This is a genomic window from Sphingomonas sp. M1A8_2b (genome assembly GCF_053345535.1).
This window is the reverse complement of the sequence record NZ_JBKFAH010000003.1, coordinates 546,904-560,100: the sequence shown is the minus strand read 5'-3', so window position 1 is coordinate 560,100 and position 13,197 is coordinate 546,904. Positions and strand designations below refer to the sequence as shown.

The window sequence follows — 13,197 nt, the reverse complement described above, 5'->3', positions numbered from 1 at the left end:
CTCAAGTCAGGCGGGCAGTCAGGCGGCGGGTCGGGCCAGCAGGTAGGTCAGGTTCTGACGCACGCCGGGCCATTCGTGGCGGAGGATGCTGTAGACCACAGTGTCGCGCAAGCGGCCGTCGGCCATCACCTGATGCCCGCGCAAAACGCCGTCGCGCTTGGCGCCGAGGCGTTCGATCGCGCGCTGGGAGTTCTTGTTGAGCGAGTCGGTGCGGATCTGGACGCATTCGCAGCCTAGCGCGTCGAATGCGTGGGTCAGGAGCATGAGCTTGGCTTCGGTATTGACGCCGGTGCGCTGCACGGCCTTGGCGTAGAAGGTGCCGCCGATCTCGAGCCGCTTGTTCGCCTGATTCATCCGCATGAATCGCGTGGTGCCAACGACGGTCCCGCCCGCCACTACTGCGAACAGACGTGCGCGGCCGAAGTCCTGTTCGCGCAGTGCCGCCGCGAGCCAGCGGTCGGGCGCCTTCATCATCACGACATTGGCGTAGAACGTATCCCAGAGGTTGTCCGCCGACGCCGCAGCGACCAGCGCGTCCATGTCGTCGGCGACCAGCGGGCGGAGCGTGACGTGACGCCCGGCGAGCGTCGGCGTCTCGTCCCAGGTCACGCCAGCCGCCCCTCGTGCAGCCGCATCACGCGGTCCATCCGCGCCGCGAGCCGCTCGTTGTGAGTCGCGACCACGGCCGCAGTCCCCTGTTCGCGGACCAGCCGGATGAACTCGGCGAAGACGATGTCGGCGGTATGCTCGTCGAGATTGCCGGTCGGCTCGTCGGCGAGCACCAGCGCGGGCTTGTTGGCGAGCGCACGGGCGACTGCGACGCGCTGCTGCTCGCCGCCGGAGAGCTGGCTCGGACGGTGGGTCAGGCGGTGGCCGAGACCGAGCTGGGTCAGCAGCTCCGACGCCCGCCGGTCCGCATCAGCGCGCGACGCGCCCTGGACGAGCTGCGGCAGGACGACGTTCTCGGTGGCGTTGAAATCCGGGAGCAGGTGATGGAACTGGTAGACGAAGCCGAGGCTGTCGCGGCGCACGACGGTGCGCTCATGCGCGTTGAGCTTCGACGCCTCGGTGCCGGCGATCCGGATCGATCCCTGGAACCCGCCTTCGAGCAGGCCGACCGCCTGCAACAGCGTCGACTTGCCCGAGCCCGACGGCCCGAGCAGCGCGACGATCTCGCCGGGGGCGATCGCCAGGTCGACACCGCGCAAAACTTCGATCGTCGCGCCGCCTTGGGTGAAGCTCTTGGTAAGCCCGCTGGTCTGGAGGACGTAATCGTCGAACTTCTCGATCTGGCGGTCGATTCGGAGGCCATCATTCATAACGCAGCACCTGCACGGGATCGGTACTCGCCGCTTTCCAGGCCGGATAGAGCGTCGCGAGGAAGCTGAAGACGAGCGCCATGATCGCGATCACGACGATCTCGACGGGAGCAGGCTTCGAGGGAAGCGTGGTCAGATAGCGGATCGACGGATCCCACAAATCCTGGCCGGTGACGAGCTGGACGAAGTTCACCACCCCCTGCCGGTAGAACAGGAAGACGAAACCGAGTCCGAGCCCGGCGACCGTGCCGAGCGCGCCGATCGTGGTGCCGACGACGATGAAGATCCGCATCATCCCGCCGCGGGTCGCCCCCATCGTCCGGAGGATCGCGATGTCGCGAGTCTTGGCACGCACCAGCATGATCAGCGACGACAGGATGTTGAACACCGCGACCAGGATGATGATCGACAGCACGGTGAACATCGCCACCCGCTCGACCGCCAGCGCCTCGAACAGCTGCGCGTTCATCGTCCGCCAGTCCTGGATGACCGCCTGCCCGCCGATCTTGTCGCCGAGCGGCTTCAGGATCTGGCCGACGCGATCGGGATCGACCGTGTTGACCTCGACCATGCCCGCCGCATCGCCCATCAGGAGGAGCGTCTGCGCGTCCTCGATCGGCATGATGATATAGGCCTTGTCGTAATCATAGACGCCGATCTCGAAGATCGCGCCGACCGTGTAGCTGATGATTCGTGGCACCGTGCCGAACGGCGTGCTCTGGCCCTGCGGGCTGAACAGCGAGATCTCCGAGCCGACCTGCGCGCCGAGCGCCTCGGCGAGGCGCGAGCCGATCGCGATCCGGCCGCTGCCCTGCGTGATGCTCGACAAATTGCCCATCACGATCTTGTTGCTGATCGTCGAATTGCGGCGGATGTCGTCGACCCGCATGCCGCGCACCAGCACCGCTTCCGCGCGACCGTTGTAGGTGGCGGCGAGCGGCTGTTCGATCAGCGGCACCGCGCTCGTCACGCCGGGGGTCGCCTTGGCCTGCGCGACGATCTCGCGCCAGTCGGGCATGCGTCCACCGATCGGCTGGACCACCGCATGGCCGTTGAGCCCGACGATCTTGTCGAACAGCTCGGCGCGGAAGCCGTTCATCACGCTCATCACGATGACGAGCGCGGCGACGCCGAGCATGACCGCGACCAGGCTGATCGAGGCGACGAGGAAGATGAACGCCTCGCCCTTACCCGGCAGCAGATAGCGACGGGCTATCATCCGTTCGTAGCGGGACAGGATCATGGGCGGCCGGGTTCGATCTGTGAGTGGACGGTGCGAACCGGCTCTACGGCGCAGCCCTGTGCGAGGCAACTGTCGCGGCTTTCCCGGGTCGGCCCCCGGGTCGGCCCCCGGGTCGGCGCGTGCGCGCACAGGCGAAGAGTCGATTAGTGCCGATCCGGGAGTGTCTAGATTGGTCTGTTGCGAAAGCGCCACACGCGCAATTCAATCGTGACGTCACCTGCGCAAACACCGTGACAAAGCCCGCTGACATAACTAGCAAAAAACTCGCTGAGACACAGGCAACGGCCGTGGTTCGGGGACTGCTTTTACGCCGCGCCGCAAGGTGCAGAGCGGAAGCGAAAAAATGGGGGCTGACGAGCGATCGTCACGCAGGCGCCCGGATCGGAAACGGTCCGGGCGTTTGCTTGTCCGGCACCAATCTTTCGGCATTCTATACTGTGACTACATTGTCGAGCGCGGCTGCTTGAAGCTATTGCGCAGCCCCGCTGTCAAACATCTGCGGCAGAGACCGCATAAAAATCGCGCCTTGCCCCGCGGTCGGTCATGGACGCTCTCCTTAGGGCAAGCGCTCGGTGCGCCAGGGCTCCATCGCCGCATCGTACAGCCAAGAAATTTGGCGCTCTGCCGCTCGGCGCAGCGAATATTTGCGCGACTGCATCCTGCGAAACATCGTCGCACGACTCGGCCACGCACCCTGATCGACGCGAGCGGCAGGTCGTAGATCGGCTGCTGGCTCAATAAGCTGCCGAAACTCCAGTCACCGTATCTGCATGAAAAGCGCGACCGCGTTGCGGACGCTGTCCGCAAAGCGGTCGTAGATCACCCGGGCGACCTCGGCGATGACGGGCTGGCGATCCCGTCCACCGCGCGCGAACACGGCGACGGCCACCCGTCTACCGTCGGGCATGGTGATGAACCCCACATCATTCGTGATACCGTCCAGCGTGCCGGTCTTGTCCTCCACCCGGGTACCTGCGGGAAGCAGGGCACGGATACGACGGGTTCCCGTCGCGCACCGGCTCATCAGTTCGAGCAGAAAGGCCCGACTTTGCGCGGTCAGGACGGTACCGTTGTCGAGCCTGTTGAGCAGCGTGACCATGGCAACCGGCGTGGCGACATCCCTGCTGTCGGCGAGGTGGCCGCGCTCTCGAAGCAACTGGGCTATGGTCCGATCCATCCGGATGCCGGAGATCTTCTGAGACCACAGCCACTGCTGGATCGCGACGGGCCCGCCAAGCGCGGCAAGCAACTGGTCGGTCGCCTGGTTGTCACTGCGGATAATCATCAGCTCCATGACTTTGGCCGCGGGTCGGCCAACGATCAGGTCACCGAGGCCGCGTCGCCCTTGATCGACCTGGGCGAGGTAGGCCGCGGCGATGGCGAGCTTGACCGTGCTCGCCATCGGAAACGGGATGTCGCCGTTGATGGCAACCATCGAGCCATCGCGAAGGTCGAGCGCCGCGATCCCATAGTCTCCGGGGCGTTCGGCGAGCAGCTTGCTGAGTTGGCGCTCAAGCCCGAGGAGTTCGGGAGAGCTTGCGGCCGCCGGTGCGGGGATCAGGATGCTTGCGGCGAGACCGGACAGAAGCAGGCGGGAAAGCAGGGGCGCGCGCATCGATCGTCCTCGAAAATTGTCCTTCAGCCCGCCATCATACGCCACAAGGCTGAACGCTTCGTGTTGCATGCCGATGAAGTCCGGACAACTGCGGGTATCGAGGCCGGTGCGTTTTAGCTACGGCCCGGCAGGTTTTTGGGGGCGAAGCGCGCGGCGCGCCGAGACGCGACATGCGGCAGCGGCCGACAGGCGACGCCAAACCTACCCACTGCGGGGTCGCCTCACGTCGGCGTCGTTCGTCACGAAGTCGCGGCGGGTCCTGCGCTCGACCGCACGCCCGTCACGCTCGAACTCCCAGCGGTGAACGATGCCCGGCGAGCTGTGCCGGTACCCTAGGCAGCGATGCGCCTTGAGAAGGCCGTCTAAGACGGTTCTCGTCGCAAACGATCGTGTCGCGTTGATTACGGGCGCCGTTCGGAGATCGTGATCACCGCGCAGCGTATCGCCCGAGCGCCTCGGGTTCGTCGGTCTGGAAGATGCTGACACCGGCGCGGTGCAGGCGGCCCCAGACCGCATCCGGATCGCGCAGCGCATCGATGTCGCCGTTGGCTTGGCCGATATACCCCTCCCACAGCGTGTTCGTCCAAATCCGCGCGCGGGCCGCACGCGCCGCCGCGACGACGCCGGGCAGCGCCTCCGCCGGCATCCGCGGGACTTCGAACCCGATCGGACGCCGCGTGCCCGAGGCCTGGCGCGTGACGATCGCCGCCAGGTCGGACCCGGTCGCATCGCCGCTGGACAGGATCGGCATGAACGGCACGCGGTCATAGGGCGCCATCGCCGCGAGCGGTGCGCTGCCGATGCCCGCCGCGGTCTTCACGATGACCCGGTCGGTCGCGCCCGCGCGGATCACCGCGTCGACCACTTCGGCATAGATCGCGTCCTTGATATCGAGGTTCAGCACGATCCGGGTGCCGGCATGCGCGAGGATCTCGTCGAGCGTCGGGACCTGCTGGTCGGTCAGCCCCGCGCCCTTCTCCCCCTCGTTCTCGCGCAGCCGGAGCGCCTTGATCTCGGCCAGCGTCAGATGATCCACCGCGCCCGTGCCATTGGTGGTCCGGTCGACCGTCGCGTCGTGGATCATCACCAGATAGCCGTCGCGCGTCCGCCGCACGTCGGTCTCCATGATGTCGGTGCCCAGCGCCACGCAGTGATCGAGACCCAGCAGCGAATTTTCCGGCGCGCTCGACAAGGCGTGGTCCGGCGCCGGATTGTGGCACCCACGATGCGCCGCGATCAGCAGGCGGCCGTTCGGATCGAGCAGCGCCGCGTGGATTTCGCGGGTGTTGCGTACCGGCGCCGGCGCCGCGGCGAGCGGTGCCACTGGCAGTGCGGCGAGCAGGAGCAGGGACAACGTCCCGAAGTGCGACCGTGTCATGAAAGACCTTTCCGGGATCAGAATTTGGGCGTGAAACGGAGCCCGAGCCAGACCGTCGTCGGCACGGAATAGCTGTCCTTGAGCAGGTTCTTGTCCGGCCCGGCAAAGCTTGTCAGGCGGGTGTGCGTCAGGTTGCTGACCTGGCCGATCACCGCGACGCCGTTCCGCAGTGTATAGGTCGCGGTCAGGTCGACCTGTTCGCGCGGCGCCCAGTACAGGTCCTGCCAATAGACATCGTTGATGATCGTGCGCAGCGCCCTGCCCTGCCGGTTGTACGCCGCGCGCAGTTCGAGGCCGTGCCTGGCGTAGAACACGCTGGCGTTCAGCGTGCTGTCGGGCTGGCCGACCAGCCGGTCGACGCGGCGTGCGACGCCCGCGCTGTTCAGCACGTCGATCCGCCCGCGCAGCAACGCCGCGTTCGCGCTGACGCCGAAGCCGCTCAGCAAGGGATGGATGAAGTCGAGCGAGTTGACCACCGCGCTCGCCTCGACCCCCTTGATGCTCGCCTTGGTCGCGTTGGTCGGCCGGGTGACGACCGCGTTGACGTAGTTCACGCCCTCGTAGGTATAGCCGACCGAGGCGGCGTTGAAGATCTCGTCCTTGATGTCCTTGTAGAACGCCGCGAGCGACACGATCCCGCCATAGCGGCTCGACAGCGTCCAATCGGTGGCGAGGTCGAGATTGGTCGAGCGCCGCGGCTTGATGTCGGGATTGCCGATCGTGACGGTGACGCCGGTCGCCGCCCCGTTGCCGAGATCGCTCGCGTTGACGAAGCCGATCGAACTGCGCGCGGCATAGCTGTCATAGCTGGGCCGCCCGATCGTCTGGCTGGCCGCGGCGCGCAGGTCGATCGCGTGCGTCGCATGCCAGGTCGCGATCGCCGAGGGCAGCACATAGGTGTAGCTCGATGCAGTTGGCTGATCGACGAACACGCCGTTGCGCCGGATCCTGCCGACGGTCGACTGGTCGGTATGGTCGAGATGGACGCCCGCCTGCGCATTGATCGCCGACGAGACGTAGCTGGCGAGCGCATAGCCGCCCGCGATCTTCTCGACGTGGCGGAAATCGTCCTGGTTGTTGTAGCTGGACTGATCGGTGCTGTTCAGGACCGATCCGGGTTGCGCATTGATGTCGCGGACTGCGGCGACCGGATCGATCGTCAGCAGATAGAGTCCGTTCGAGTAGTTCAGCGGCGCGCCACCGGGGCCGACCGCGGTCGCCAAGCCGATCGGCTGCCCGGTCGTGTTGGGCTCGAGGTCGATGCGGTCGAGATTGAACTTCGGGCGATCGTCGGTGTAGCTCGCGCCCGTCGCAAAGCCGAGCCCGTCGGCGTCCGCGCCCTGGTTGAAGCCGTAATCGAGCCGCCCGGTCAGCACCGTGTCGCTCGCATGCCGCTCGCCGTTCGGCCGGTAATAGAGCAGGCTGTAGTTCGACAAATTGTTATAGGCGGCCGGATCGACGGCGAACTTCTGGTCGAGTCGGCTGGTGTCGTAGGCGAACGCGAAGTTCGACGTCGCGGTCGGCGTCGCCCCTGCCGTGCCGGGCGCGGGACGCGCGACGCCGGTCGCGTATTTGATCATCTGGAACACTTCGTCATAGGTCGCGCGCGACGCGCTGCCCCTCAGCGAAAGCGTCTGGCGATCGCCGGGCGTCCATGTCAGCCCGGCCTGCCCGACCCGCGTGCGGGTGACGATATCGGCGTTCTCCCAGCCCACCTCGACGTCGCCACCGGGATAATTGCCCGAGGTCGCGGTCTGGGTCTGGACCGTACCGCGGTTGCGCGGGTCGATCAGGACCTCGTTGCGGTCCATCTTGTCCTTGAAATAATAATAGCCGAGCGAGGCATAGGCCTGAAGCGTGTCGGTCGGCCGGACCTCGAACTTGCCGGTCAGGCCGTAGCGATCGCGCTTGTCCATCACGTACCAGTATTTGTCCTGCTGTGGCACCGCGAAGCCGTTGCCGAGCCCTGCGCCGGTCTGCAGCCGACCCGCCGCATCGTAGAAGGAATAATGGATCGTATCGGTCGTCATGTGCGTGTCGGTGTAGCTGCTGAGCGTCTGGTAATTTCCCGACAGGACGACGCCGTATTGGTGGTTCGCACCGAACGTCGTGCTGACCGTCGCGCCGAGCCGCGTACCGAAATCGGGCTGGTGGCGTGGCAGGCCGGTGTCGCTGGCGTGGCCGAGCGACGCCTCGGTCGTCACGAACGGCTTGCCGCCGCCTTCGAACGCGCTGCGCGTCACGATGTTGATCGCGCCGCCGACCGCGTTCGGATCGAGATCGGCGGTGAAGGTCTTCACGACCTGCAACTGGCTGATCATCGATGCGGGCAGGATGTCGAGCCGAACCCCGCGCGAGATCGAACCGAGCGTACCGTTGGGCGTGCCCGGCGAGGCGAGTTGCAGCCCGTCGATCGTGACGTTGTTGTACGCGGGACCGAGCCCGCGGATCACCGGTGTCGCCGCCTCGTCACGCGGATGCTCGTTGTCGGTCGCGGGTAGCACCGACAGGCCGGGGATGCGCCGCAACGCCTCGACGATCGTCGCGTCCGGCAACGCGCGGACGTCGTTCGAGCCGATGACGTCGATGATGTTGGTCGCCTGGCGCTTGGCTTCGATCGCGACATTGTTGGCGCGTCGGATGCCGGTGACGACGATGTCGCCTGAATGTGTAGTGGCCTGTTCGGGCGCGGCTAGCGCGAGCTGCGCCGCTGCCGGCGCGACGATCGCGACCGAAGAGGCGCCGGCGAGCGCCAGCCACCGAAATGAAAACCCTGCCATGCGTAGATCCCTGCCCGTCCGGCCGGCATCGACTGCCCGCCCCCAATGACGGCGCGGGTAGGCGGCGGTTGTGGCAGTTTTATTTATTTATCGCGAAATAAATCAGCTTAGCGTTCGGCGTTCGGTGCGACCAGTTGGTGGATCGGCAACAGCGCCGCACCGACCGCCGCCGCCCAGCTCCCAAGCCGCGACACGTACAGCGTGGGCCGGGGCAGATGCGGGAAGGCGGTTGCCCATTCGGCGCGTTCGAGCGCGTCGCCGAGTGCGCGCAGGATCGGCAAGGGTAGCGCGCCAGAGACGACGATCGCCCCCGGATCGAGCCACGCAACGCCGCTATCGGCCGCGACCGCCAATTGTTTCCCGGCGCGCTCGACCCAGTCTGCGATCACCGCCGCATAGCTGTCCTGATGGATGTCGACTTCGTTCAGCGCGTGGATCGACGCGCCGGCGGCCTGCAACGCCGCGAGCAGGTCGATCCCCGACGGTCGGGTCGCCCCACCCGGGAACAACCGACCGATCTCGCCGGCATTGCCGTGCTCGCCGCGCAGGATCGCGCGATCGACGATGATCCCGCCGCCGACGCCGTGACCGATGAAGAAGACGATCGCCGAGCTGCACGTCCGGATCAGCCCGCTGTCGTAATATTCGGCGAGCGCGGCGAGCGTCCCGTCGTTCTCGATCCAGACCGGCAGGCCCAGATAGTCGGCGAACAGCCGTTGCACGTCGAGATCGCGCCAGCCCTGCAACCAGTCGACCGCCCAGCGCCGCGTCGGATCGCCCGCCAGCGTCGGCCCGGTCACCGCCACGCCCAGTCCGAGGAAGCGCGATCGCAGCACGTTGTGGCTCATGCTCAGCCCGCGCAACCGCCGATCCACCGCCGCGACGAACGCGCGCGGATCCGGGCTGTCGAACGGTTCGAGGTCGCGGACGATCACGGTGCCGGCGAAATCGACCAGCACGATCTCGAGCCAGCCCGGATGCACGGTCGCGCCCGCCGCATACCCGCCGCGGCTGGAGATGCCGAGCGGGACGATCGGCCGGCCGCGCCCGCCGCGCTGATCCTGAAGATGCTCCTCGACCAGACCGAGCGCGATCAGCTCGCGGCTCAACCGGGTCACCGCGCCATTGTGCATGTCGAGCCGGTCGGCGAGCACGGTCCGCGCGCTGGGCCCGGTGATCCGCAGATCCCAGACGATACGTTTCTGATCTTCGGACAGCAGGATTTCGGGCTTCGGGCGCATGGGATCATCCGGGTGGCTGAAAGCGCACACGCTTTAGGACCGCCGCTCCATCGGCGCTCGATTAAATTCGTGAATAGTCAAAAAAACACCTGCGCCCGGTCGACGACCTAGCCGGCCCGGCCTGGCGCTCGCGCAGTGCCGCAGTAGCGTTGTACGAGATGCACCGAGGCAGATTTATCTTGAGAATTTGGCGGAGAGGGTGGGATTCGAACCCACGGTACCCTCGCGGGTACGCCGCATTTCGAGTGCGGTACATTCGACCACTCTGCCACCTCTCCGCAGGTCATCCAAGGCGCTGCGAACAGTCCCTCCGATCGGTCGAAGCGCGGCCTCTAATGAAGTGCCCCTGGGGACGCAAGCGGATTTCGGGGTTCTGGGCCCGGTCCGGCGCGTTTTCCTTGTGCGGCGCAAAACAGACCCTAAATTGGCCGATATGCCCCGACACGACAGTATCGCTCACGACATCACGAGCCCGCTTATCCCCGCCGAGGTGGTCGCGCCGCCGATCTCGCATGCGAACTTCTCGATCGGCGACGTCGTGCGGCACCGGCTGTTCGATTTCCGCGGGGTGATCTTCGACGTCGATCCGGTCTTCGCGAACAGCGACGAATGGTATGCGGCGATTCCGGAGGACATCCGGCCGCGCAAGGACCAGCCCTTCTACCACCTGCTCGCCGAGAACATGGAGTCGAGCTACGTCGCGTATGTGAGCCAGCAGAATCTGGTGCCGGACGACAGCGACGAACCAGTCGATCATCCGGCGATCTCGGGGTTGTTCAGCGACTATGCCGACGGCCGGTACGCGTTGCGGCAGGTTCACCGGCACTGAGGCGAATCGCGGCTTCCGTCATGCTGGGCTCGTTCCGGCATCCACCGCTGTACTCGATCACTGGCCGTTGATTCGCGGCGCCGTGGACCCCGGAACACGTCCGGGGTGACGGAGAGCGTAAGGACGTCGCTGTGTTTAGCCCACGCTAAACCGCCCCTCCCCCGCCCCTTCGCGGTTGACAACGCGCGCCCCCTCGCTTAGCTGCCCGGCTTCTCCCGGCGGACCCCGCGTTCGTGGGGCACATGTATTTGGAAAGTGACAAGGGCCATGTTCGCAGTCGTGCGCACGGGCGGCAAGCAGTATCGCGTCGCCGCCGGAGATAAGATCGTCATCGAGAAGATCGAGGGCGATGCAGGTGCGTCGGTGACGCTGGGTGACGTTCTGCTGGCGGGCGAAGGCTCGGAGCTGCGGTCCGTCGAGGGCTTCGTCGTCGCTGCAGAGATCATCGCGCAGGCGAAGGCGGACAAGGTAATCGTCTTCAAGAAGCGTCGTCGTCATAACTATCGTCGCAAGAACGGCCATCGCCAGCAGCACACGATCCTGAAGATCGTGTCGGTCGGCGGCCAGACTGCAAAGAGCAACGAGGGCGACACCGCCCCGGCCGCTCAGGCATAAGGAGTAGCTTCAGATGGCACATAAGAAAGCAGGCGGCTCTTCGCGCAACGGTCGCGATTCGGCCGGTCGTCGCCTCGGCGTCAAGAAGTTCGGTGGCCAGGCGTGCGTCGCCGGCAACATTCTCGTGCGTCAGCGCGGGACGAAGTTCTACCCGGGCACGAACGTCGGTATCGGTACCGACCACACGCTGTTCGCGCTGGTCGATGGCCGCGTCGTATTCAGCCAGGGCAAACTCGGGCGCAAGTTCTGCTCGGTCGAGCTGGCAGCGAACGACGTCGGCCAAGACGCTGGCGACATGGCAGCAGCAGCCGAATAACATCGGGTAACCATCCGGGTTGCCCACCAGGGTGACCCGGGTCGCGAAAGCGAACCTGAACAAGGGAGACGGGTCACCCCGGCTCCCTTTTTTATTGCTCCCTCCACGCGGCTGTCGCGGTCCCGTCATCCCGACGTGGCATGCGCGCAGCCAATGACGCGATAGGAGAGAGCCGTGTTCGCGCGCACCAAGAGACTGACGTTGCGGCCGGGTTGGCCGGAGGATGCGCCTGCATTGGCGCGGGCGATCGGCCATGAGTCGGTGGTCGCCAAGCTGGCGCGGGCGCCGTGGCCGTATGCGCTGGGCGATGCCGAGGCATTTCTGGCAGCCCCGCGCGGCGCCCATGACCCGCATTTCCTGATCGAGACGATGGAAGCGGGCACGCCGCGACTCGTCGGCGGGATCGGACTTCAGGCTGCGGGTCGGGGCCATGAGCTCGGCTATTGGTTGACGCCCGATGCCTGGGGTCGCGGCTATGCGACCGAGGCTGGCGAGGCGGTGGTGGCGATGGCGCGGCATGCGCTGGGCTTGCGGCGGCTGGATGCGTTTCATTTCGTGGACAACCCGGCGTCGGGGCGTGTGCTGGCGAAACTCGGGTTTCGGCCTACGGGGCGGGTCGAGCCGCGGACGTCGCGCGGGCGTGGGGGTGAGGCGCCTGCGGTGATGTTCGAGCTGGATCTGGACGACGATCGATGCGCGCCGATGCCGCTTGCGGCGTGAGTCGCGCGATCCTGCAGTAAGCGGATAGCCCCACCCCGGCGAAGGCCGGGGCCCAGTTGGGGGACGTTGCTGACGAAGGACAGCGCTGCGTTACTGCGAGCTTTCCAACTGGGCCCCGGCCTTCGCCGGGGTGGTGGCCTTGCTGATAGTACGCCCCCCTTTAGCCGTTCCCTCGCGAACGCGGGGGTCCAGGAATTACGAGCGGTGTCGTTTGGTATCCTGGGCTCCCGCCTTCGCGGGAGAACTAGGAAGGGAGGGACAAGCCTGAGGCTCAGGCCACCGCCACTCCCCGCTTCGCGACCGGCAGCACCGCCGCCTCGTACTCGCTCTCCGCCAAGCCGATCAGCGCGCGATCGTCATGCTTCCACGGATGGAACCCCGGCAGGAAATACGCCGCCCACACACCCGCGATCTTACGCGCCATCCCCGGATTACCGAACGCATACCACGCCATCCGCGCCCACACCCGCGGCCCGGTAAGCCCGTCCTGCCGCAGCAGTTCCGCCATGCCTCTCGCGCGCCCGGTGAAGAACCGCCACGTCGTGATCAGCATCACCAGCGATTTCACCCGCCAGCGCGTGAACCTAGGCCAATCGCGAGTCGCGTGCAGCCACGTGTCGTAGGCGACGCCCTTGTGCTCGATCTCCTCCGCCGCATGCCACAGCCACAATGCCGCCGCCTGCCCGTCCCCACCGCACAGATGCTTCGGGTTCGCGATCAGTTCGTGCGCCAGCATCGCGGTGAAATGCTCGAGCGCGGTGGTGGCGGCGAGGCTCGCGATCTCCGGCCGTCCCTTGGTCAGCGCCAGGGCCGCGTCGACATCGACGATCAACGGCGCGACGTCGTAGCCCTGGTCGGTGACGTGGCGGTTGAACGCGACGTGCTCGCGGGTGTGGATCACCTCCTGCTTGATGAAGGCGTTGATCTCGGCGTGGAGTTTCGGCGGCGTGCCCTCGCGGAACTTCCGCACGCTGTCGACGAAATAGCCCTCGCCCTTCGGAAATGTCACCGACAGCGCGTTGTAGAACGCGGTCGCGATCGGATCGTCGTTCAGCCACCAGCGGCGAATCGCGGCACCGCGGCCGAAGCGGCGGTCGCGCGGGGTGATCGTCAGATCGGCAGGCGTGGTTGCTTTCGCCAC

12 protein-coding genes and 1 tRNA gene are annotated in these 13,197 nt (G+C 66.3%); 4 read left to right on the top strand and 9 right to left on the bottom strand.

Annotation, left to right across the window (positions count from 1 at the left end; genetic code table 11):
- Positions 1-18: 18 nt before the first annotated feature.
- From ACLBWL_RS14980 to ACLBWL_RS14945, 8 genes are all read right to left on the bottom strand, one after another.
- On the bottom strand, positions 19-609 hold the full coding sequence (locus tag ACLBWL_RS14980) for a GNAT family N-acetyltransferase (protein WP_447794340.1): 591 nt from the start codon (positions 607-609) through the stop codon (positions 19-21).
- A complete protein-coding gene (locus ACLBWL_RS14975) occupies positions 606-1,319 on the bottom strand; it encodes an ABC transporter ATP-binding protein (protein WP_447794338.1) in 714 nt (237 codons plus the stop codon). The genes ACLBWL_RS14980 and ACLBWL_RS14975 overlap by 4 nt, the downstream gene beginning before the upstream one ends.
- A complete protein-coding gene (locus ACLBWL_RS14970; RefSeq protein ID WP_447794336.1) occupies positions 1,312-2,562 on the bottom strand; it encodes a lipoprotein-releasing ABC transporter permease subunit in 1,251 nt (416 codons plus the stop codon). Before ACLBWL_RS14970 ends, ACLBWL_RS14975 begins: the two co-directional genes overlap by 8 nt.
- A 757-nt stretch (positions 2,563-3,319) precedes the next feature.
- Positions 3,320-4,246, bottom strand: coding sequence for a serine hydrolase (locus ACLBWL_RS14965; RefSeq protein WP_447794334.1), 927 nt, complete (start codon positions 4,244-4,246; stop codon positions 3,320-3,322).
- Between the two features lie 358 nt (positions 4,247-4,604).
- Positions 4,605-5,555, bottom strand: coding sequence for a glycerophosphodiester phosphodiesterase family protein (locus ACLBWL_RS14960; protein WP_447794332.1), 951 nt, complete (start codon positions 5,553-5,555; stop codon positions 4,605-4,607).
- Between the two features lie 17 nt (positions 5,556-5,572).
- Complete coding sequence (locus ACLBWL_RS14955) at positions 5,573-8,335, bottom strand: TonB-dependent receptor (RefSeq protein WP_447794331.1); 2,763 nt, start codon at positions 8,333-8,335, stop codon at positions 5,573-5,575.
- A gap of 107 nt (positions 8,336-8,442) precedes the next feature.
- Positions 8,443-9,576, bottom strand: a complete 1,134-nt coding sequence (locus ACLBWL_RS14950; RefSeq protein ID WP_447794329.1) for an ROK family protein — start codon at positions 9,574-9,576, stop codon at positions 8,443-8,445.
- Between the two features lie 188 nt (positions 9,577-9,764).
- Positions 9,765-9,854, bottom strand: a tRNA-Ser gene (locus tag ACLBWL_RS14945).
- A 155-nt stretch (positions 9,855-10,009) separates the two neighbouring features.
- Here ACLBWL_RS14945 and hspQ point away from each other — a divergent pair.
- The 4 genes from hspQ (at position 10,010) to ACLBWL_RS14925 (ending at position 12,056) form a co-directional block, all read left to right on the top strand.
- Positions 10,010-10,405 carry a heat shock protein HspQ gene (gene hspQ, locus ACLBWL_RS14940; RefSeq protein WP_447794327.1) on the top strand — a complete coding sequence of 132 codons (396 nt, stop codon included), beginning with the start codon at positions 10,010-10,012 and terminating at the stop codon, positions 10,403-10,405.
- 267 nt (positions 10,406-10,672) lie between these two features.
- Entirely contained in the window at positions 10,673-11,020 is a 348-nt protein-coding gene (gene rplU / locus ACLBWL_RS14935; RefSeq protein ID WP_107963253.1) for a 50S ribosomal protein L21, read from the top strand.
- A 13-nt stretch (positions 11,021-11,033) separates the two neighbouring features.
- Entirely contained in the window at positions 11,034-11,336 is a 303-nt protein-coding gene (rpmA, locus tag ACLBWL_RS14930) for a 50S ribosomal protein L27 (RefSeq protein ID WP_060527420.1), read from the top strand.
- Between the two features lie 174 nt (positions 11,337-11,510).
- Positions 11,511-12,056, top strand: coding sequence for a GNAT family N-acetyltransferase (locus ACLBWL_RS14925; RefSeq protein ID WP_447794324.1), 546 nt, complete (start codon positions 11,511-11,513; stop codon positions 12,054-12,056).
- A gap of 271 nt (positions 12,057-12,327) precedes the next feature.
- Here the strand turns inward: ACLBWL_RS14925 and ACLBWL_RS14920 are convergent, their stop codons facing one another.
- On the bottom strand, positions 12,328-13,197 hold the full coding sequence (locus ACLBWL_RS14920; RefSeq protein WP_447794323.1) for a metal-dependent hydrolase: 870 nt from the start codon (positions 13,195-13,197) through the stop codon (positions 12,328-12,330).

Excerpts from the sequence above, each read along its gene's own strand:
- ACLBWL_RS14970 (WP_447794336.1), bottom strand. The coding sequence starts at position 2,562 with ATGATCCTGTCCCGCTACGAACGGATGATAGCCCGTCGCTATCTGCTG.
- ACLBWL_RS14950 (WP_447794329.1), bottom strand. The coding sequence starts at position 9,576 with ATGCGCCCGAAGCCCGAAATCCTGCTGTCCGAAGATCAGAAACGTATC.
- rplU (WP_107963253.1), top strand. The coding sequence starts at position 10,673 with ATGTTCGCAGTCGTGCGCACGGGCGGCAAGCAGTATCGCGTCGCCGCC.
- ACLBWL_RS14975 (WP_447794338.1), bottom strand. The coding sequence starts at position 1,319 with ATGAATGATGGCCTCCGAATCGACCGCCAGATCGAGAAGTTCGACGAT.
- ACLBWL_RS14955 (WP_447794331.1), bottom strand. The coding sequence starts at position 8,335 with ATGGCAGGGTTTTCATTTCGGTGGCTGGCGCTCGCCGGCGCCTCTTCG.
- rpmA (WP_060527420.1), top strand. The coding sequence starts at position 11,034 with ATGGCACATAAGAAAGCAGGCGGCTCTTCGCGCAACGGTCGCGATTCG.
- hspQ (WP_447794327.1), top strand. The coding sequence starts at position 10,010 with ATGCCCCGACACGACAGTATCGCTCACGACATCACGAGCCCGCTTATC.
- ACLBWL_RS14965 (WP_447794334.1), bottom strand. The coding sequence starts at position 4,246 with ATGCAACACGAAGCGTTCAGCCTTGTGGCGTATGATGGCGGGCTGAAG.
- ACLBWL_RS14960 (WP_447794332.1), bottom strand. The coding sequence starts at position 5,555 with ATGACACGGTCGCACTTCGGGACGTTGTCCCTGCTCCTGCTCGCCGCA.